Raw genomic sequence first — 18,355 nt, 5'->3', positions numbered from 1 at the left:
GGCTTGTGTCGGCCCCCTGCGTCTGACTAATAAGAGCCCAACAAAAGACGCTTGCCGGGAACGAGGACATGCCGCGAAGGCTCGAGGGTGATTTCGACTACATTATCGTCGGCGCAGGCACGGCGGGCTGCATCATGGCCAACCGCCTGTCGGCCGATCCGAAGAAGCGCGTGCTGCTGCTGGAAGCCGGCGGCAAGGACAACTGGATCTGGTTTCATATCCCGGTCGGCTATCTCTTCGCGATCGGCAATCCGCGCTCGGACTGGATGTTCAAGACCGAGGCCGAGCCGGGCCTCAACGGCCGGGCACTCGCCTACCCGCGCGGCAAGGTGATCGGCGGCTCCTCCGCCATCAACGCCATGATCTCGATGCGCGGCCAGGCCGCGGATTACGACCACTGGCGGCAGCTCGGCCTCACCGGCTGGAGCTACAGCGACGTGCTGCCGGCGTTCAAGCGGCTAGAGGATCATTTCCTCGGTGAAAGCGAGCATCACGGTGTCGGCGGCGGCTGGCGCATCGAGGCGCCGCGGCTGTCGTGGCGGATCCTCGACGCGGTCGGCGATGCCGCCGAGGAGATGGGCATCAAGCGCATCCCGGATTTCAACACCGGCGACAATGAAGGCACCAGCTACTTCCACGTCAACCAGAAACGCGGCCGGCGCTGGTCGTCGGCGCGCGGCTTCCTCAAGCCGGTGCTGAACCGCAGCAATCTGCGGCTCGAGACCGACGTGCTGGTCGACCGCCTGATCGTCGAGAGCGGCCGCGCCGCCGGCGTACTGTTCCGGCAGGGCAATGACGTGGTCGAGGCCCGCGCCAGGGGCGAAGTGATCCTCTGCGCCGGCTCGATCGGAACCACGCAGGTGTTGCAGCGCTCCGGCATCGGTCCGTCCGAATGGCTGTCGCCGCTCGGCATCGACATCGTGCTCGACGTGCAGGGCATCGGCCATAATCTGCAGGACCATCTGCAGCAGCGCGCGATCTACAAGGTATCCGGCGTGCGCACGCTGAACGAGACCTATTACAATCTGGTTCGCCGCGGCCTGATGGGCCTCGACTACGCGTTCCGCCGCCGTGGACCCCTGACCATGGCGCCGTCGCAGCTCGGCATCTTCACGCGCTCGGACGCGACGCGCTCGCGCGCCAACATCCAGTTCCACGTGCAGCCGCTGTCGCTCGACAAGTTCGGCGATCCGCTGCACCGCTTCCCCGCGATCACGGTAAGCGCCTGCAATCTGCAGCCGAGTTCGCGCGGCACCGTGCGGATCCGCTCGACCGCGCCCGACGACAAGCCGTCGATCGCACCGAATTATCTGTCGACCGACGACGACCGCCAGGTCGCGGCCGACGCAATCCGCACCACGCGCAGACTGATGAAGCAGAAGGCGCTGGAGAAATATCATCCCGAGGAATTCCTGCCCGGCCCCTCGGTCGGCGACGACGATGCCTCGCTCGCCAAGGCGGCCGGCGACATCGGCACCACGATCTTCCACCCCGTCGGCACCGCGAAGATGGGAACGGCCAACGATCCGATGGCCGTGGTCGATGAGCGGCTGCGGTTCTACGGCCTGCACGGCCTGCGCATCGCGGATGCCTCGGTGATGCCGACCATCACCTCCGGCAACACCAACACGCCGACGGCGATGATCGCCGAGAAGGCCGCGGCGATGATCCTGCAGGATGCGCGATAGAACGACGATGAACGCCCCGAGGCGCTTTCTGGTCGGCGATGCCGGCGCACAGGTTGCGGTGGCGCAATGGGGCGAGCCGGCCTCGGACAGGCCGCCGGCGCTGCTGCTGCACGGCACAGGCTTTGTCGCGGAGGTGTGGACCGAGGTCGCAGAGGCGCTGGCGGCCGATTACACGGTCTACGCGCTCGACCGTCGCGGCCATGGCCTGAGCCACAAGCCGCCGGCCGATCGCTATCACTTCCAGGATTTTGCCGAAGACGTCCGCATGGTGGTGGAGCGCCTCGACCTCCATGACATCTACGGCATCGGTCACAGTGCCGGCGCAACCGACTTGCTGCTCGCAGCCAGACTGATGCCCGGTCGCTTCACGCGCCTGCATGTCACGGAGCCGACCGCGATGGATCCGCGCGCGCCGCGCGCCGGCGGCCTCAGCGACATCGCGAACGGCTCGGTGCAGGGCGTGCTGCGCCGCCGGGCCGAGTTCGACAGCGCCGACGATCTGTTCCAGCGGCTGCGCGCCGCACCGGCCTTCGCGCCATGGACCGAACGGTCGCTGTGGGCCTATGTCCATCACGGCTTTGCCCGGCTCGACGACGGCCGCATGCGGCTGCTTTGCACGCCGGAAATCGAGTCGGCCCTGCTCGGGCCGATCTTCCAGGCCATGGAGCAAATCTACACCGGCGACGCCCGCGGCAATCCATTCCCGTGGTTCTCCGACATTGCCTGCCCGGTCTGCATCACGACCACTGAGCAGTCATGGCCGATCTATAAGGAGATGGCCTATCGCGCCGCGGCGCTGATCCCGCATGCGAGCCGATGGACGTTCGACGGTGTCGGGCATTGCGTTGCGCAGGAAGCGCCGGAGCTGATGGTGGCAGCGCTCACGACGTTCGCCGCGCGTACGCGTTAAGGCGTGAACGCATCAATGCGTTGCGCCTAGCCGTAGTGATCAAGTTCGCTCAGGGCAATTCGGACCTCTCGCGCGAAATCCACCAACGACACGATGAAAGCCACGACGGCAACAATGAAGAGGATGGCAACGCCCCGCTCGTGCTGGATGTGAAGGAACGCACTCACAAAGCCGACGACGATGACAACGCTGATCGAGATGCTTCCGATGATGGACCAGAAGATCGCGCGATTGATCATGGTGGCGCGCCGAGCAAGACGCGGCAGATCTGCCTTGAGCCGGCACCTCGCCTGATCCTGATCAGAAATCTGGTTCAGGTAAATCGATCTGTCGATGATCCGGTTGAGGCGGGAAATCAGCACCGCGATAAAGGCCGCCAATGCACCGAGCAGAAATGCGGGCGCAGCCGCTTGAGAAATCACGTGAGAGAGCTGACTGACCGACGGCGTATCCGGCAACATCGACGCGACTTTCGGGTTAGCGCAGCCGAAACCAATCAGCCGGACATTGGCAACCTGGACCCTGCAGCCTGGCCATCACGACTCCGAAGTATCGAACCGGCAGCGGCGACGATTGTCCAGCCGGCGTCCGAACGGCCGGCATCGACGGCCGCGAGTGCGGCGCATCGTGGCGTGATCTTGGCACAATTGAAGGCACGCACAACACTGCTATTTTGTCACGATCCGTCGGGTCGGCGTCACGGTGCTGGTCGGCGCCATCGAAGAGATCGAGAACGTCAACCAGGAATTCCAGCCGGCCGGGCGATTCTCTGCTGCAAATTCTCCATACCCTTTGAGATTCAGATAACCCTGCATGTCGCCCACGGGAAACAGGAAGCCGATCTGCGGACCAACGCCCAGCACGCGGGACCGAAAGCCCCCCAGGACAGGGTGCTGGCCGAAATCATCGGTGACCTGCTGATAGGCATATCCAACCAGGCCAACGAAAACCTGCTTTGACAGAAACTGGGAGGCGCCCCAATCCAGATGGAAGTCGATGCCGTTCTGATACTGCGTATCCTGATTCTTGAAATTGTAGGTGAAGCCCCCGACTGCAGAAAATTCATGGCCCGCCTGCGGGTTGAAGTAGGTGTAGCCGCCGCCTGCATCGATGGCGGCGTGACCGATGCCGAGATTGGCGAGGCTGCTCGGACTGTATGCTCCGACCGGAACGTCTCCCGTTACATAGGTCATGAAATTGTGCACGCCGGCGTTCCACTTCAGCGTCGCCTGCGGGTAGAGGTCACCTACCGATGTGATTGAATCGCCGAAGCTGCCTGTGCGCGTTGTCGCCAGCGGACCGACGGCCGCCGTAAGTGTCCCCGCAAGATCTGCGCTGGACCGCCCGAACAGTCCGGTCACGCCGATGGCAAGCTGGCCACCCAGCACCGGCGTTGCGAACGTATAAGTGGGATTGAGAAGGATGAGATCCGCCTGTGCGTTGAGATGCAGGTTTAGATCGACGTTTGCCGCGGCAGGGATTCTGCCGACCTGGATCTCCCTGGCGGCCGCGGCATTGCCGAATGCACTTACGCTGGTGTGATAGTAGACCTCCGCCATCGACCAGCCGGGGACCTGCGGGATCGCAGCGAGACTGCCGAAGCGGCCGGGAAGCCAGTATGAAACGCCGCCCTCGTCGGCGCTCGCAGGCCGCGAGAGGAACGCAATACACGCCGCCAACAGGCCGGCTGCAATTCGTGGCGCAGGTCGCCTCTCCCGCCCCGGCGACGAGAACTCTGGGTATCGCGCATCTGTCATGTTCAGCCCTTTTGTCAATTCTTCGAACCGGTCCACGATGTCCTGATAACGCGCTCGCTTTTCCATGAACTGGCGCAATCGATAGCTTGGCCTACAACTCACAGATAAGCCGTGTAGGAACTGATCCATACCAGGATCGACATGAGCAGGCCGATAACACCGGCGTTGTCGGCAAATACGGTCGCGGTGCCGGGCATACCCAGTCTGAGCTGGCTGTGATCGACATCTTTCGGGATGGAAATAAGCGCCGGGTAGGTCTTGGCGCCGCGGATCGAACTAGCCCGCGTGAGCGTTCCGGAAACAGCAATCTGGCCCTCGCCCGTGCCCTGCGGGATTGCCGTGATCGTCGCATCATGGATGCGGCCGGGATCGTCGTCGAATACCAGCTTGACCTTTGCACCGGGCTTGATGGTTCGAAATCCGTTGGGCGAGAACATGCCAAGGATAGTAATCTCGTTTGTGACGACGAACGACATCACGGCGCGCGCCTGCGTTGCTCGGTCGCCGGCTGACAGGGCCATGGCCGTGACATAGCCGTCGCCGGGCGCGCGGATGGTGGTCTGCTCGAGATCCCATTTGGCATCGTCGAGCTGAGCCTGGACCTGAGCCACGGTGGTGTTGATGCCGCCGATCTCCGCATCCATGGCGAGCTTGGCGCTTTGCTGTGCCGCCTTGGCTGCCTGCAGCTGGAATTGCGCCGTCTCCTGTTGAACCTGCGTGTCCTGTAACCGAAATTCGCTTTGCGCCCCTTGTCCGGTCAGCTGCGCGTAATCGGCGAGCCGCTTGTCGTGATAGGCGAGTTGCTTGGTCAGCCCCTCGACGTTGGCGCTCGCCTGTTCGTAACTCGCCCTGAGTTGCAGAAACTTGCTGCCTTGCCCCCGCCAGCGAGGCCTCGAGCTGATCGACCTTGTACTGGAATGGCGTTGGATCGATACGGAACAATGTCGTTCCCGCCTTCATCGGCACGTTGGGCCGAACCGGAATCGCAGTCACTTGACCGGAGACGTTGGGCGCGATCTCGACCACCCGCGAGCCGACAACAAAACTTCCCGATGGCGTGAGATAGTTGAACATCGCCAGGAAGACCGCGAGGATGAAAGCGCCGATCAGGGTCGCAATGGTGCCGGAAGCCCACCCCCATCTAAGGAGCTTGAATTTTGAGAAGACGAGCCAAACCAAGACCAGGTAAAGCGTCAGGATGATGAGCATGCGATCAGCTCGCGATCAGGAAAATTCTAACAGCGCGTTGCATCCTTGATGCCTGGACTCCGTCCATCGGGCGTCTCGCCATCGCGACGGTGCAGCCCAAGCTCCAAACACTTCGAGAAAGCCGACCCCCGCGGGGGTCGGCATTATTTCGAACTCTCAAGCAACCTTTGTGGCGCCGGGAACCGTCCATGTGCCGTTGATGATCGACGGGTCAGTCTCCTGCGGCCAATACATGCGCAGCATGAGTACAAAATCTCCCGCAGGCGCCGGAAGCCAGTTGGATTCCTTGTCTTTTCCGGGCGACTCCTTCTGAATGTAGAGATCGGTCGAGCCGTCAGGATTTTCCTTGAGTTCTTGCCGTGCACTGATCGAGTAGCGGTTGAGCGGATTGCTCACGAAGAAGTAGCCGCTGTCGTACATCGTGAGCGACCAAAATCCCTCCGCCGGAGGCAGGTGCCCCTTGGGAAACCGCATGACGTATTTGTTTGCGCCATTGTACTTGTGGCCCTCCGCATCCTTTTCCGAGGTCGGATAGACCGCGTCCTGCGGACGATTGCAGCCGAGTCCGATAGCGGTGATGAGCGCACGCATCGGATAGTCGGTGCCGTAGACGCCGCCTTTCGTCGTGAAGGCAAAGCCATTCTCGTCCTTGATGGCCTTGTTGATCTTGAACTGGAGCATGATCCTGTCGACCGATAGTGCCGGCAAGCGCTTCAGGAAGTCCGCCTTGAGCTTGCTCTCATCGAAATCCTGCCCGGGGACGATGCCAATGCGGGCGAATTTGGCCAACTGGGGCGCATCTGCCGCGTATGGCGGATTGGCCTTCATGAGTTCGCACAGCAACTTGAAATACGACACTGCGTCCATGCGATTGACCTGTTCACGGACAGCCGTCTTCATGTCGATCGATGGATCGACGTTTCCCGCAGGCGGCGTGTACGGCTTGCCGTAGGCGCTGAGCGGCACGAGCTTGAACTCGTCCTGCAGCTTGTGCACGGCGGCGTAGTCCTCCGGCGTACCGGTGCAATAGATGCGACCGAGCAGCCACACGATATTAGTCTGCGATTTGTATTCCTTCACCCCGTCCGGCAGTTTGCCTTTCCAGCCAGGTCCGGTGATGGCGTAGGTCTGCGCGCCGGTGCCGGTGGTGCGCTTGCCGGGTACCTGGAACACCGTCGTCCAGCCATCCAGCATCGGCATCAGGAAGTAGCGTCCCTTCATGTCCGGGATGCTGAGGACCCACGGCTCTTTCCCGACGTCGAAAAAGGAAGTCGTATAGAGCGTGTCTGCGTTCGGTGCCGTGACGTCCCTGAAGGCGGCGTCCGGATATTGCCGCAGCTTGATGATCTGTCCCATCGGCGCCTTCGTTCCCACGGGTTCGGCAACATTGGTGAGGACCCGGCGGGTCATCTCCATCGTCACCAACGGATAGCCGAATATGTAGGCGTCGCTCGCGAGCCAGAAATCCTCCAAGCCTTGACCGATCCCCAGGAAAGAACCGTCCTGGGCGACGGCCGACCGGCTTATGGCCGCTCCGGTGAGCAGACCCATTCCGCCAAGCGCAAGATTGCGACGAGTGATCTCCATTGTTCTCTCCTTTTGTGCAAATGAAATGATCTTCAAACGACCGTCAGGCTGCTCCGACTGTCAGCCTGCCGTGAAAGGTGTCCGATCTCGCGGTTAGGGCTGCATCCTGATCCCGAGCGCCGCTCTCATATCCTTGAAGACCACTGCGATCGCCTCGATGATGAGCTGGTCAGGATGAGCCTTGCAGTGCTGGATCACTTCGTGCTCGGCCTCGCGGGACTTCTTGATGTCGAGATAGTGCTTGCGCGCGAGGCCGTTGTACCAACCGCTGTACCAGGCAGTGAGAAGATCGGCGTCTCCCTGCCACGTTCCGGCGAGTTGCGCGCATGTCAGCTTCTGAACATCCAGATAGCCTTCGGCGTTGGCATAAGCGCTCAAGTCCGTCTGCGCATGCGCCGACTGAATGCTGGCGACGATCAGCGATGCTGCAATCATGGCGGTTCGTCCCATGATCCCCCTCCTGTGAGCTCGTGTGTTCGGCTTAGATCGACCGACCTTCCACCTGTCGGCCGAGCGGCTGTGACGCGGCGGTCGCGTTGCTCAGTAACAAGGCGGATACGGATAGTATCCGCACCGCGGGGCGTAATAGGGATAGGCTGCCGCAGCTCCAAGGGCGGCCGCACCCGCGACTGCAGCGCCGCGGTAGTAAGCACCTCGCCAGGCGGTGCGGCGAGCAACGCCGGCAAAAGACAGCGGCGTGAATGGACGACCGATGATGTCGATAAAGATCGACGCCGGTCCATCAGCCCCCGCAAGGTCACCTTCGAGCATATCGACATCGAAAGTCAGCCTGTCGCCTTCGAGCTTGGGCGATTTCAGGACGACGACGGCGTCGGCTACCGATGATCCGTCTTTCCTGAACCCGGACACGGTGGCGTTTGGAGGATCTTTCGCGAAATTGTCACTGCCATTGCCCCAATCCTCGACAATTCGCGACGTAAGATCGTGACCGGCCGCCCTCACGGGCCGATCGGCGAACACGATCGCATTCGGTGAAACCCCCGTCAGCACAAGCTTCCCGTCCTTCAAGCTCGCACCGCGCGAGTTGAGGACGAAGAGCGACGGCACGACTTCCGGCTTTGCCTGGCCTATCGATTTCTCAAGCGGTACGTGTGGTTTGCTCTCGGGTGCAGACTGGGAAAGCACCTTATGGGGAACGGCAATCAATCCGGCGACGCAAAATACGAACAGAGCTGAGCGAAGAATCATGTTTGTTATTCCTTTGGGGAGCGCAATCTGGCAATCAGCTTCGCTAAGCATTTCGCGCCAATTCAGATCGCGCGTCTTGCCATTTCGCGCCAATCATCCGGAATAGTTCAGCGGCCAATCACATGAGGCCGTCCGCGGGGACTTGCTGGATCATGTTTGCGGGCACGTTGCTGCTTCCGGTAGACAACGGGTTGAATTTTCATCAAACGCGCGAAGGAACGGCTGAAGCTGCTTGCGTTGGTATAACCGAGGAATTTGGCGATGTCCGACAAGCGCTTGCTTGAATCGGCGAGCAGTCGGCACGCGACCTTCAAACGAATCTCGGCAAGTATTTCGCTATGGCTTGTGCCCATGCGTCCCAAATGACGCTGCAACGTACGTCGGCTGATCTTGAGCGCACGAGCCGTGCCATCAAGGGTTGCCGCGTCACCATGCCGCAGTGATGCGACAATGGCCTCACGGATCGTCTGGGATGAAGGCAAACGGACGGTTCTCATCGGCTGGCGTCAGGCGAGAAGCCCATGGTCCCTCAATAGAAAAACCGGTCTTCGAGGTTAAGGGCGCTTCGAAGGTACGTCTGGCCATCAGCCGCCAAAATTTTTTCAAATAGAATTGGCCGATGCCCACCATCCCTTCTCAAGCATGGCGCGGGATAAAATTGAGCAACAGACGTGGCGGCCTGATAGTCTGGACTCACGTTAAAATTGTTCGGCAGGCACGTAGTTGCATTGTCGCCCATGCGGCTCTTTTTACTTAAGATCTTAAGTTCGTAGGAATTCAGGTCCGGCCGATGGCAAACATTCATTTGACGCGCTGCCAACACCTTAGTCCTTTCGCAGATATTCTTAATAGTCTTGGAGCACCAACCGCATCGCTCCTGGAAAAGTTTCGCCTACCCACCTCGTTGGAAGAAAAATCCAATCATTACGTCCCGATTTTGCCTGCGATCGACTTTGCGGAATTCGCGCGAAGATCGCAGGGCATCGATGATTTCGGATTTCATGCTGCTCGGCAGCTACATTTCGGCCACCTGAGCGAAAGAACCCGGAATCTCATTGGTCATTCTCCGACACTGCTTGTCGCGCTACAACAGACCTGCAAATGGGCATCGCTCGAAGACTCAAACTTGAGCAACTGGCTTGAGCGCTACGACGATCACGTGAGGATTTGCAGCAGGCTCGCCGGAACCAAAGGACTTCAGCATCTCGAGCATTCACAGTGGCTTCAGAACATTTTTCCGATTTACGTCGTCCGACAATTCGCCGGGCCGGACTGGGCTCCAGCAACTATCGCCTTTGAAGCTCGCTACACGCCGACTCCGGCGTGCCAGTCATTCTGGCCAAATTCTCGATTCTTGTCGGGCCAAGAAGCATCATGGATCGACGTGCCTATTTCGTTCCTGGCCCTCCCCAATAGGGCGAACGAAAATCTTCCTTGTCCGAAGGACGAGAAGATCGAATTTGCCAATTATGACATCATCGAAACACTTAAGCTAATGCTGCCATCCTACCTGGACGAAGGACTTCCGATGCTCGCTGAAATCGCCGAAATGGCAGGCGTTAGTACGCGTAGCCTTCAACGCAACCTGTCGCGTGCCGGCATTACATATTCGGGCCTGCTGGATACCGTTCGATTTGAGAACGCTAGAACGCTCTTGCGAAACACGGACTTCAAGATCATCGAGGTTGCGTTCGCTTCAGGCTACACGGATCCCGCCCACTTTACCCGCGCCTTCCGCAGGATCGCCGGTGTTACGCCGCGGCAGTTTCGCGAGCAAAGGAGAACGTGAGAACGTCATCGCTCCCTCGATGCTGTGCGTTTCGAGCAACCTGTCCTTCCTGTGGGCTGCCGCCCTATCGCGAGCTTCGACAACGATCGATGGGCCGACAAACCAATATCGATCGGCCCCGTCTCACCATCCAATGATGATCATCTCTAGCGAAGGGGTTGGCCTTGGACGCGTGCCCGCGTAGCAGCGAAGGCTTTTCGGCTTTCAGATCAATCCTGATGGCAGGAGCGCGCGCGCTGTTGTTCCTCCCTGCCGGGACAGCCCTTGGCGCAGAGGACGACGCAATCAAACCGGCAGTGCCGACGATCTATCTCGACCTCAGGACGATCTACGCACAGGTACCGGCAGGATCGCTCGCGTTCGGCTTTGGACGTCCAACGCTGTTCAATACGCAGACGCTTGCGACCTCGGGCGGCCCGGCATTTCCGGCAGGCCTGCCAGCAGCAAAGTCCCTCAACATGGATTTTCCGCTGACGGTCGATGTCACCGAAAGCGTCTCGCTCTATGCCGGCGTCTCCGGCAGTTCGACGAACTTCGGAAACGCCGGCTTTTCGTCCTTTCAAATCACGAGCTGGAACATCGGCTTCCAAGCCGACCTTTATGAGCAGAACGGCGGGACCTTTCCTACCGTGACGCTGCAATCGACCGTCACACAGTCGATTCCCAATGGTCCGCTGGGCACAACCTCCTTCAACAACATTCTCGAATTTGACTATGCGCTCGATTCCGATGAGACCAGAGGCTTCCTCAGCGGCATCCAATACACGCGAACCGACGTCGACAGTACGCTGGGAAGGATCAACCCGAACACGATTGCCTATGTCGGCGGCTACTATCAATGGCCGAACAACTGGAAGTTTACCGGCCGCGTGGGCGTGCAATCCTTCGAAGGCGCGCAACTTCTGAACCTCGCGTCGATTCAGCCCTTTGCACAACCGATCGTGCGGCTCGATCTCGACCGCATGGATGATAATGATAACCGACTGTTTGGCATCACAGCCGAAATCATGTGGGTGCCGAACCCCGCCTATCAACTGACGTTCAGAACGCCTCTGTATGCCGTCAAAAACTAGCTGGCGCACGAGCAAGCAAGCACCGAGACCATCCGACGCGGGTGCGAGCGACCCGCTCCCGGCCGTGCTCCGACGACGGGTAGATCTACCCCGGGTCAGCTTGACCGTGTCCTCTGCGGCCATCACCGGGTCGGCCATCGGCCCGCCGGGATGCGGCACCAATCGGTGCAGTGACACGGCCAAACAGTCATGGCGTCGGCCGTCACCTCGAAAACCGAAGCGCGCCGGTGGCAACCGATCGTCCGGCTATCGCTGATCGTCGAACGGCTTGACCGAGTGGGCCGGCGCGCGCGCCGGCTGGATCGTCAGCCGATAGGCGATCAGGTTGGTGCCATCGAATGCCTCGAGCAAGTAGTCGCAAACGGGACAGTGATACTCACCCTTGGCGCCAGGTTCGGACCATAGCTCCAACCGCCGGAAACCTGCGCCACAGCACGCGCACGTTACATCCGCTTTCCGCACGTGGATCCTCTTGGCAGGGTTCCGCAGGACGTAAAAACACCAGGTGAACTCGGCAAAGAAACGATGGCTGTCGCCTGACTGAGGCGAAAGCAAATGTCATGGAACTCAGGTTCGCATTCTAGGCAAGATGCTTCGGCAGCAAAGTGCAGATTGTGCCTGGAGTGATTGATGACAGCTGCCTGACCTTTTTCGAACGCGCGCCCTGCTGCATTCCGTTGATCTACGTCAAGCTCGCGCGCCGAAATTGTCGCAGCTTCACGGCTCGCAAAATCGTCCGTGAGGGAGGACACGCCATGCTTCGTTGTATCCTCGCCGCTCTGGCGGCTCTGGTTCTCGTTGCAGTCTGCCTGATTCCTGATGACGCCTATGCTCGCCGTGGAGGTGGCGGCGGCTTCCGCGGTGGCGGAGGCGGTTTTCACGGCGGCGGAATGCGTGGCGGTGGCATGCATGTAGGTGGTGGAAGGGTTCATGGTGGAGGATATCGCGTTGCCGGCCGTCCAGGTGGCCGACCGATTGCAGGGCGTCCGGGCTATCCCGGTCGACCGATTGCGGGGCGCCCTGGCCGCCCGGTCGCCGGCTATCCCGGTTACGGCAGAGGCTACTATCGGCCAGGCTGGGGCTATGGTGCTGCTGCCGTCGGCGCAGCGGCCGCGGCCGGCGCGTATGGCGCCTATGGCTACTACGGCAACCAAGGCTGCTACTACAATGAATACGGGCAAATGATCTGCCCGCAGAACCAGTATCAGTATTGATCCGGCTGAGCAGCAGTCGATGGACATGCGGTTGCACCGCACGGGCTCGCTGTCGAGCTTCGGTCAGGCATCAGCATGTCCATGTTGAATGGATCGACCGCAAAGGAACGCCACGATCGCCATCGTGGCGGTCCCTTGAATTTGCGCTCCCGAGGAGACGACTAGATGGAGTACGACGCCTTCACCGACGCGAGCCTCAAGATGATGTACGAGGCTGTTCGCGGCGCGCTCGAAGCCGACGATGAGTTCGCGGCAAACGGTGAAGAGCCAAAATTCCGGGTCCGGTCGACAGCCGAATGGAAGCGGCATGCCAGCAATCTTGAGGCCGAGATTCTGAAACGGGGGCTCCAGATCGACATCATCGACTGGACGAAGGGCCAGGGCGAGCTGTCGCTCTAAACCTATCAGGGCTCCGCGGTGCCGGCACGATCACGCTCGCTCTTGGTCAAACCGGGCCGTGCGATCCCGGTGGCACCATGTACAGGGTCATGGCGAAAATCGCATAGATGAGCACGAGCAAGGCACCGACAAACCATGCCGACCGCCCGCTGTTGGTGATGAAGCAGGACGTTACGGAGGCGATCATGACCATCGTCACGGCCCCCGGCCAGAACTGCAAATCCATCGGCTTCGGACCGACGACGTAGCTCAGAAGCACCAGCGCAGGCGCGACAAACAAGGCGATTTGAGACGCGCTGCCGAGCGCGATGCTGACGCTCATATCGAGACGGTTCTTGCGTGCCGCGGAAAACGCGACCGCCATTTCTGCCGCGGCGCCGACCAGCGCGACGATGATGAAACCGACGAACGCCGGGCTCAATCCCAGCGTCTCGCCCGCTTTCTGCACCGAGCTCACGAATATTTCGCTGACCAGTGCGACCAGCACCGTGACCACGAGAAGGGTGCCTATTGCAAGTCCGATCGGCCAGCCGGCGCCGCCGGTTTCGCCATGCTCCTCGCTTGCAAACAGCTCCTTGTGTGTCTTGAGCGAGAACAGCAAGCCGAGTCCATAGACACATATCAGCAGCACAGCGAGGCCCGTACTGAGAGCCAGCGCCATCGCTTCGCCGCGCGCCGGATCGAGGTCGGCAACAGCCGAGGGCGCAAGCAACGCAATCGTTGCCATCAGCAGCAGCGCTGCGTACATCCTTCCGCCGGCCCGATTATATTCCTGAACGTGATGGCGGAGCCCACCGAGCAGGAATGATGCGCCGAGCATGAAGAGTGAATTGGTGACGATGGCACCGGCGATCGATGCCTTGACCAGCATGTACTCTCCGGCATGCAGCGCGGCGATCGCGATGATCAGCTCGGTCAGATTGCCCAAAGTTGCGTTGAGCAGGCCTCCGACTGCGTCGCCGGTCTTCTCTGCGACGCTCTCCGTCGCATGGCTGAGAAGGGCGGCCAACGGCACGATGGCCAGAACAGCGAGCACAAACAGGGTGGTGTGTGCGGAGGGAGCTGCTGTCTCGACCGCCAGCACGATCGGTACGAAGACCAGCATCCAGAGCAGTGGATTATGTCGAATTTCCTTGAGCAGAAGGTGCATGGTACCGCCCGGTCGAAACGAGGTCGAAAGCAGTTTCTGAACACCGCAGGCAGCGTAACCTTGATCTAGCTCAACAATCCGGCGCAACCGTCGCGCCAGTCACGGCCTTAGCCTTTCCCGAACGGTCAGAAGCGCGTCCATATTTGCCGGCTCCCTCCCCCTTTTGACCTAGATCAACCCGTGGCCGACCAGATTGCGGTTGTTCTCGCGGACATCCTTGATGAGCAGCTCAGGAGCTTACAATGACGAGGAACGCAGCTGTCGCAGCGATTGCATTTTTGGTGACGACCTCGTCTCTCGCTTTCGCAGCAGAGACATCCACGACGGTCGGAGCTGCGCAACCCAGCGCCGCCGACCTGAAGAGCCTGACGGATATGCGTGTCGGCATCGTCAAGGCCGCCTTGCAGCTGACACCCGATCAGGAGAAATACTGGCCGGCCATCGAGGATGCGATCCGTGCGCGAGCGAAAAACCGGCAGGCTCGGTTGGAGCGGATTGCCGAACTCCAGGAGAACGGACCGATGGAGGCCCTTGGTGGAAGCAATCCGGTCGAGATGATGCAACGCAGGGCAGACCGGCTGATTCAGCGCGGGACCGATCTCAAGAAACTCTCCGATGCCTGGGAGCCGCTCTACAAGACATTGAGCGATGATCAGAAGCGAAGGATGGCATTCGTGTCGTTCGCCGTCATGCGCGGCGTGCGAAACGCGATCGAGCAGCGTGGCGGTCCGGACGACGAGGACGAATAGGGCCAACCGGACCGCACGCGAACAGCCCCTTGCAGGTTTGTGCGTGAAATGATTGGACGCTCGAAAGGGCGAGCGTCGCGCGTATCCGCCAACGAAAACGCCGTACTGCAACCGTCCATTTATGTTGCGGGCGATTCCAGGTTGCGGCGCGCACAGGCGCTTCGCCGGAAAGCACCGCGTTCATCAACCCGGTCATTCCGGCGGCGGAAAGCGGTCGAAGGTCGGCAGCTCATGCGCATCCTCCATCCAGCGCAGCCGCTCCGCGACCTGGATATGCATCGTGGCCGGCACCCGATCGGGGTCGTCATAGGTGCCGCTCTGGATGTCGATGAACCCGGGCAGCATGTTGCCATTGGTATAGAAGAGTCCGCTGCCGCAGCTCGCGCAGAAATGCCGCCGGCCATGCTCCGAGGATCGGTAGATCCTGGGCTGCCCCTTGGTCACCTTGACCATACCCTCGGGAACCATCACCCAGCCGACCATCGGCGCGCCGGCGTGGCGCCGGCAATCGGTGCAGTGACACAGCGCATGGACGACCGGTTCGCCCGTCACCTCGTAACGGATCTCGCCGCAGTGACAGCCGCCGGTGACGTCAGCCATGTTTTCCTCCGCTCGATCAGTGGTTTGCCGAGTCGATAACGCTGCGAGCAGCAACGCTTCAATTGCGCATCTTGCCCTTGCGTCGAGCTGTCGCGCGGTCCCCTGCGCCCCCGATCATTCGGGTCTCACGAAATCGTCATCCTGCCCTCGGCCCCGCCAAAGCCCCGGGAATAAAGCCCCGGCCCCGCCGATCATCTTCCCGGAAACCCAATCCCTGGGCCCACGGGAGACCTGCCATGAGCGGACACGATCACGACCATCGCGATAAGGAAAAAGGCGTCAGCCGACGCAAGGTGCTGGAATGCATGACCTGGGCCGGCACCGGCGTGCTGTGGACCGTCACCGGCGGCGTGCCGCATTCGCTCGGCATCGTCGGCTCGGCCGCCGCTGCGGAAGCGGCGCCCGGCATGACCTTCATGCAGATCAGCGACAGCCATGTCGGCTTCGACAAGCCGGCCAACCCGAACGCCATCGGCACGCTGGAAGAGGCCATCAACAAGGTCCGGGCGATGCAGGTCAAGCCGTCCTTCATGATCCACACCGGCGACATCACGCATCTGTCGAAAGCGTCCGAATTCGATGACGCCGATCGCATCATCTCGCAGGCCAAGCTCGACGTGCACTACGTGCCGGGCGAGCACGATTTCATCGACGAGGAGGTCAAGCTCTACAAGGAGCGCTACGGCCGCGGCACCAAGGGTCCGGGCTACTATTCCTTCGACGCCGGCGGCGTGCATTTCATCGGCCTCGTCAACGTCGTCGACCTCAAGGGCGGCGGCCTCGGCAATCTCGGCAACGAGCAGCTCGAATGGCTGGAGAACGACCTCAAGGGCCGTTCGAAGTCGACGCCGATCGTGTTGTTCGCCCACATCCCGCTGTGGACGGTCTATCCGCAATGGGGCTGGGGCACCGAGGACGGCGCCCGCGCGCTGGAATACGTCAAGGGGTTCGGCTCGGTCACGGTGCTCAACGGCCACATCCATCAGGTGATGCAGAAGGTCGAGGGCAACGTCACCTTCCACACCGCGCGTTCGACCGCCTTCCCGCAGCCGGCGCCGGGCTCCGCCCCCTCGCCCGGCCCGATGAAGGTGGAGGATGCCAAGCTGCGCAGCATGCTCGGCGTCGCCAGCATCAACTTCAAGCAGAACAGCCAGCCGCTGGCGATCATCGACACGCCGCTGCAAGGCTAAGGGACAAGACCGATGAGTTCGATCAATCGACGCGACTTCGGGATTGCCGTGGTCGCGACCATGCTGCTGCCGGTCACGGCGGCCCGCGCCGAGGATACCGCGGTCCATATCGACAACTTCTCGTTCACCCCGCCCCAGCTTGACGTGAAGGTCGGCACCACCGTGACCTGGACCAACCGCGACGACATCCCGCACACCGTGGTGTGTGCGGGCAAGTTCCGCTCCAAGACCATGGATACCGACGGCACCTTCTCGTTCACCTTCACGGAGCCCGGCGAGTACAAGTATTTCTGCTCGCTGCATCCGCACATGACAGGCAGTGTCAAGGTTGGGTAACGTGACAACCCATACAATCACAACCATGCCCGGCCGGTGGCCCTCTGCCCCCGGCCGGACACGAGCCGTCTCTCGACATGCCGGGCAGAACACGATGGTTGTCAACGCGTCGCAAGACGATCCCGAAAAGGCGCGGCGCTTCCGCGAGGCCGCGCTGCCGTATCTTGACGACGCCTATACGCTGGCCCGCTATCTGCTGCGCGACGCCGCCGACGCCGAGGATGCGGTGCAGGAATGCTATCTGCGCGCCTACAAGCATTTCGACAGCTACCGCGGACCTGCGATGAAGCCGTGGCTGTTCGCGATCCTGCGCAATGTCTGCCGCGCAGAATATGCAAGGCGCAAGACCGCTCCAACCGCGGTCGAGGAGTTGCCCGAAGGCGGCGAGCAGACCCCGCTGTGGAATGAAGCCCCGGAGACCCCGGAAAAGCAGCTGCTGCGCCGCTTCGACGGCGAGACCGTGCGCAAGCTGGTCGCGGCGCTTGCCGAGCCGTTCCGCGAGACCTTCGTGCTCAGGGAAATCCAGAATCTTTCATACCGCGAGATCGCCGATGTCGCCGCCGTGCCGGTCGGCACCGTGATGTCCCGCCTCGCGCGCGCCCGCGCCATGCTGCGATCGGCCTGGCTTGCGGAACAGGAGCAAGCGAAATGACCTGCGAGGAAGCCGAAGTGCTGATCCACGCGCTGATCGACGGCGAACTCGACGCCGGCCATGCGCGCGAAGTGGAAGCCCATGTCGAGGGGTGCGCGCATTGTGCCGCGCTCATGAAGGAGTACCAGGAGATCCGCCAGGCGATCGCCGAGAGCGATTTGCGCTACAAGGCGCCGCTCGAGCTGCGCCGCAAGATCGAGAAGTCGCTGCCGCAACCACAAGCGCAGGCGGCGCCGACCCGGCGCTCGGTGCTGCGCGGCTTCGCGCTGGGCTCCGCGGTGTCGGCGATGGCAGCGACCGGCCTTGTCGCGATCGTGCTGCGCAACGATGACGAGCAGCGCATCGAGAACGAGGTGGTGTCGGCGCATCTGCGTTCGCTGCAGGCCGGCCACCTCACCGACGTGATCTCGACGGATCAGCACACGGTCAAGCCCTGGTTCAACGGCAAGCTCGACGTCTCGCCGCCGGTGATCGATCTCACCGCGCAGGGCTTCACGCTGATCGGCGGCCGGCTCGACTACGTCAACGCCCGCGAGATCGGCGCCGTGGTCTACAAGCGGCGCCAGCACGTCATCAACCTGTTCGTGGCGCAGACCGCGAACACCGACCGCAAGGCGGCGAAGATTTCGACGCTGCAGGGCTTCAACATCCGCCGCTGGAGCGACCGCGGCCTGAACTACTGGGCGGTCAGCGATCTCGGCGCCGACGAGCTGAGCGAGTTCGGCGACAAGTTCGAGGGCGCGATGCGCGCGAACAAGGAGGGGTGAGTCTTGTAGCCCGGATGCAGCGCAGCGTAATCCGGGGACGGTCTTACCCGCTTTGATAACCCGGATTTCGCTTCGC

General features: G+C 61.4%; 20 protein-coding genes. 11 read left to right on the top strand and 9 right to left on the bottom strand.

Features of this window, described 5'->3' with window-relative positions:
- The first annotated feature begins 68 nt into the window (after positions 1-68).
- Both ACVWYP_RS18870 and ACVWYP_RS18865 read left to right on the top strand, forming a co-directional pair.
- On the top strand, positions 69-1,688 hold the full coding sequence (locus ACVWYP_RS18870) for a GMC family oxidoreductase (protein WP_304499365.1): 1,620 nt from the start codon (positions 69-71) through the stop codon (positions 1,686-1,688).
- Between the two features lie 7 nt (positions 1,689-1,695).
- On the top strand, positions 1,696-2,598 hold the full coding sequence (locus ACVWYP_RS18865) for an alpha/beta fold hydrolase (protein WP_304499364.1): 903 nt from the start codon (positions 1,696-1,698) through the stop codon (positions 2,596-2,598).
- Between the two features lie 26 nt (positions 2,599-2,624).
- On the opposite strand, the gene ACVWYP_RS18860 is transcribed toward ACVWYP_RS18865, so the two are convergent.
- From ACVWYP_RS18860 to ACVWYP_RS18830, 7 genes are all read right to left on the bottom strand, one after another.
- Entirely contained in the window at positions 2,625-3,059 is a 435-nt protein-coding gene (locus tag ACVWYP_RS18860; protein ID WP_304499363.1) for a DUF2721 domain-containing protein, read from the bottom strand.
- Positions 3,060-3,266: 207 nt separating this feature from the next.
- Entirely contained in the window at positions 3,267-4,433 is a 1,167-nt protein-coding gene (locus ACVWYP_RS18855) for a SphA family protein (RefSeq protein WP_304499362.1), read from the bottom strand.
- 20 nt (positions 4,434-4,453) lie between these two features.
- Positions 4,454-4,999, bottom strand: a complete 546-nt coding sequence (locus ACVWYP_RS18850; protein ID WP_456684127.1) for an HlyD family secretion protein — start codon at positions 4,997-4,999, stop codon at positions 4,454-4,456.
- 721 nt (positions 5,000-5,720) lie between these two features.
- The gene (locus tag ACVWYP_RS18845; RefSeq protein ID WP_304500249.1) at positions 5,721-7,151 is read right to left on the bottom strand and encodes a DUF1254 domain-containing protein; all 1,431 of its coding nucleotides are present in this window, start codon (positions 7,149-7,151) and stop codon (positions 5,721-5,723) included.
- A 93-nt stretch (positions 7,152-7,244) separates the two neighbouring features.
- Positions 7,245-7,586, bottom strand: coding sequence for an HdeA/HdeB family chaperone (locus tag ACVWYP_RS18840; RefSeq protein ID WP_028338671.1), 342 nt, complete (start codon positions 7,584-7,586; stop codon positions 7,245-7,247).
- A 105-nt stretch (positions 7,587-7,691) separates the two neighbouring features.
- Entirely contained in the window at positions 7,692-8,360 is a 669-nt protein-coding gene (locus ACVWYP_RS18835) for a hypothetical protein (protein ID WP_304499360.1), read from the bottom strand.
- Positions 8,361-8,467: 107 nt separating this feature from the next.
- Entirely contained in the window at positions 8,468-8,857 is a 390-nt protein-coding gene (locus ACVWYP_RS18830) for a helix-turn-helix domain-containing protein (RefSeq protein WP_304499359.1), read from the bottom strand.
- A gap of 293 nt (positions 8,858-9,150) precedes the next feature.
- Between ACVWYP_RS18830 and ACVWYP_RS18825 the strand changes: the two genes are divergently transcribed.
- The 4 genes from ACVWYP_RS18825 (at position 9,151) to ACVWYP_RS18810 (ending at position 12,835) form a co-directional block, all read left to right on the top strand.
- The gene (locus tag ACVWYP_RS18825) at positions 9,151-10,149 is read left to right on the top strand and encodes a helix-turn-helix domain-containing protein (RefSeq protein WP_304499358.1); all 999 of its coding nucleotides are present in this window, start codon (positions 9,151-9,153) and stop codon (positions 10,147-10,149) included.
- A gap of 218 nt (positions 10,150-10,367) precedes the next feature.
- Positions 10,368-11,222: a hypothetical protein gene (locus ACVWYP_RS18820; protein WP_304499357.1), complete on the top strand. Its 855-nt coding sequence runs from the start codon at positions 10,368-10,370 to the stop codon at positions 11,220-11,222.
- 755 nt (positions 11,223-11,977) lie between these two features.
- The gene (locus tag ACVWYP_RS18815) at positions 11,978-12,436 is read left to right on the top strand and encodes a hypothetical protein (RefSeq protein ID WP_080686636.1); all 459 of its coding nucleotides are present in this window, start codon (positions 11,978-11,980) and stop codon (positions 12,434-12,436) included.
- 165 nt (positions 12,437-12,601) lie between these two features.
- On the top strand, positions 12,602-12,835 hold the full coding sequence (locus ACVWYP_RS18810) for a hypothetical protein (protein ID WP_304499356.1): 234 nt from the start codon (positions 12,602-12,604) through the stop codon (positions 12,833-12,835).
- 46 nt (positions 12,836-12,881) lie between these two features.
- Here the strand turns inward: ACVWYP_RS18810 and cax are convergent, their stop codons facing one another.
- Complete coding sequence (gene cax, locus ACVWYP_RS18805; RefSeq protein ID WP_304499355.1) at positions 12,882-13,985, bottom strand: calcium/proton exchanger; 1,104 nt, start codon at positions 13,983-13,985, stop codon at positions 12,882-12,884.
- A gap of 374 nt (positions 13,986-14,359) precedes the next feature.
- Here cax and ACVWYP_RS18800 point away from each other — a divergent pair, with 374 nt between their 5' ends.
- Positions 14,360-14,734: a Spy/CpxP family protein refolding chaperone gene (locus ACVWYP_RS18800; protein ID WP_411782445.1), complete on the top strand. Its 375-nt coding sequence runs from the start codon at positions 14,360-14,362 to the stop codon at positions 14,732-14,734.
- Positions 14,735-14,926: 192 nt separating this feature from the next.
- On the opposite strand, the gene ACVWYP_RS18795 is transcribed toward ACVWYP_RS18800, so the two are convergent.
- Positions 14,927-15,334 carry a GFA family protein gene (locus ACVWYP_RS18795; RefSeq protein WP_304499354.1) on the bottom strand — a complete coding sequence of 136 codons (408 nt, stop codon included), beginning with the start codon at positions 15,332-15,334 and terminating at the stop codon, positions 14,927-14,929.
- A gap of 236 nt (positions 15,335-15,570) precedes the next feature.
- On the opposite strand from ACVWYP_RS18795, the gene ACVWYP_RS18790 reads away from it, so the two are divergent.
- From ACVWYP_RS18790 to ACVWYP_RS18775, 4 genes are all read left to right on the top strand, one after another.
- A complete protein-coding gene (locus ACVWYP_RS18790) occupies positions 15,571-16,524 on the top strand; it encodes a metallophosphoesterase family protein (protein WP_304499353.1) in 954 nt (317 codons plus the stop codon).
- A gap of 12 nt (positions 16,525-16,536) precedes the next feature.
- Positions 16,537-16,860, top strand: coding sequence for a cupredoxin domain-containing protein (locus tag ACVWYP_RS18785; RefSeq protein WP_028338682.1), 324 nt, complete (start codon positions 16,537-16,539; stop codon positions 16,858-16,860).
- 94 nt (positions 16,861-16,954) lie between these two features.
- Entirely contained in the window at positions 16,955-17,512 is a 558-nt protein-coding gene (locus ACVWYP_RS18780) for a sigma-70 family RNA polymerase sigma factor (RefSeq protein ID WP_018270594.1), read from the top strand.
- Complete coding sequence (locus ACVWYP_RS18775; RefSeq protein WP_304499352.1) at positions 17,509-18,279, top strand: anti-sigma factor family protein; 771 nt, start codon at positions 17,509-17,511, stop codon at positions 18,277-18,279. Before ACVWYP_RS18780 ends, ACVWYP_RS18775 begins: the two co-directional genes overlap by 4 nt.
- The last annotated feature ends 76 nt before the right edge of the window (positions 18,280-18,355 follow it).

This window comes from Bradyrhizobium sp. USDA 3262 (genome assembly GCF_054060035.1).
This window is presented reverse-complemented; position numbering and strand designations above follow the sequence as displayed.

Bases quoted from the DNA above. Each gene is read 5' to 3' on its own strand.
- ACVWYP_RS18850 (WP_456684127.1), bottom strand. From the start codon at position 4,999: ATGGATGCGGAGATCGGCGGCATCAACACCACCGTGGCTCAGGTCCAG.
- ACVWYP_RS18860 (WP_304499363.1), bottom strand. From the start codon at position 3,059: ATGTTGCCGGATACGCCGTCGGTCAGTCAGCTCTCTCACGTGATTTCT.
- ACVWYP_RS18835 (WP_304499360.1), bottom strand. From the start codon at position 8,360: ATGATTCTTCGCTCAGCTCTGTTCGTATTTTGCGTCGCCGGATTGATT.
- ACVWYP_RS18825 (WP_304499358.1), top strand. From the start codon at position 9,151: ATGGCAAACATTCATTTGACGCGCTGCCAACACCTTAGTCCTTTCGCA.
- ACVWYP_RS18865 (WP_304499364.1), top strand. From the start codon at position 1,696: ATGAACGCCCCGAGGCGCTTTCTGGTCGGCGATGCCGGCGCACAGGTT.
- cax (WP_304499355.1), bottom strand. From the start codon at position 13,985: ATGCACCTTCTGCTCAAGGAAATTCGACATAATCCACTGCTCTGGATG.
- ACVWYP_RS18775 (WP_304499352.1), top strand. From the start codon at position 17,509: ATGACCTGCGAGGAAGCCGAAGTGCTGATCCACGCGCTGATCGACGGC.
- ACVWYP_RS18800 (WP_411782445.1), top strand. From the start codon at position 14,360: ATGCGTGTCGGCATCGTCAAGGCCGCCTTGCAGCTGACACCCGATCAG.
- ACVWYP_RS18815 (WP_080686636.1), top strand. From the start codon at position 11,978: ATGCTTCGTTGTATCCTCGCCGCTCTGGCGGCTCTGGTTCTCGTTGCA.
- ACVWYP_RS18830 (WP_304499359.1), bottom strand. From the start codon at position 8,857: ATGAGAACCGTCCGTTTGCCTTCATCCCAGACGATCCGTGAGGCCATT.
- ACVWYP_RS18840 (WP_028338671.1), bottom strand. From the start codon at position 7,586: ATGATTGCAGCATCGCTGATCGTCGCCAGCATTCAGTCGGCGCATGCG.
- ACVWYP_RS18870 (WP_304499365.1), top strand. From the start codon at position 69: ATGCCGCGAAGGCTCGAGGGTGATTTCGACTACATTATCGTCGGCGCA.
- ACVWYP_RS18845 (WP_304500249.1), bottom strand. From the start codon at position 7,151: ATGGAGATCACTCGTCGCAATCTTGCGCTTGGCGGAATGGGTCTGCTC.
- ACVWYP_RS18810 (WP_304499356.1), top strand. From the start codon at position 12,602: ATGGAGTACGACGCCTTCACCGACGCGAGCCTCAAGATGATGTACGAG.
- ACVWYP_RS18820 (WP_304499357.1), top strand. From the start codon at position 10,368: ATGGCAGGAGCGCGCGCGCTGTTGTTCCTCCCTGCCGGGACAGCCCTT.
- ACVWYP_RS18795 (WP_304499354.1), bottom strand. From the start codon at position 15,334: ATGGCTGACGTCACCGGCGGCTGTCACTGCGGCGAGATCCGTTACGAG.
- ACVWYP_RS18785 (WP_028338682.1), top strand. From the start codon at position 16,537: ATGAGTTCGATCAATCGACGCGACTTCGGGATTGCCGTGGTCGCGACC.
- ACVWYP_RS18780 (WP_018270594.1), top strand. From the start codon at position 16,955: ATGGTTGTCAACGCGTCGCAAGACGATCCCGAAAAGGCGCGGCGCTTC.
- ACVWYP_RS18790 (WP_304499353.1), top strand. From the start codon at position 15,571: ATGAGCGGACACGATCACGACCATCGCGATAAGGAAAAAGGCGTCAGC.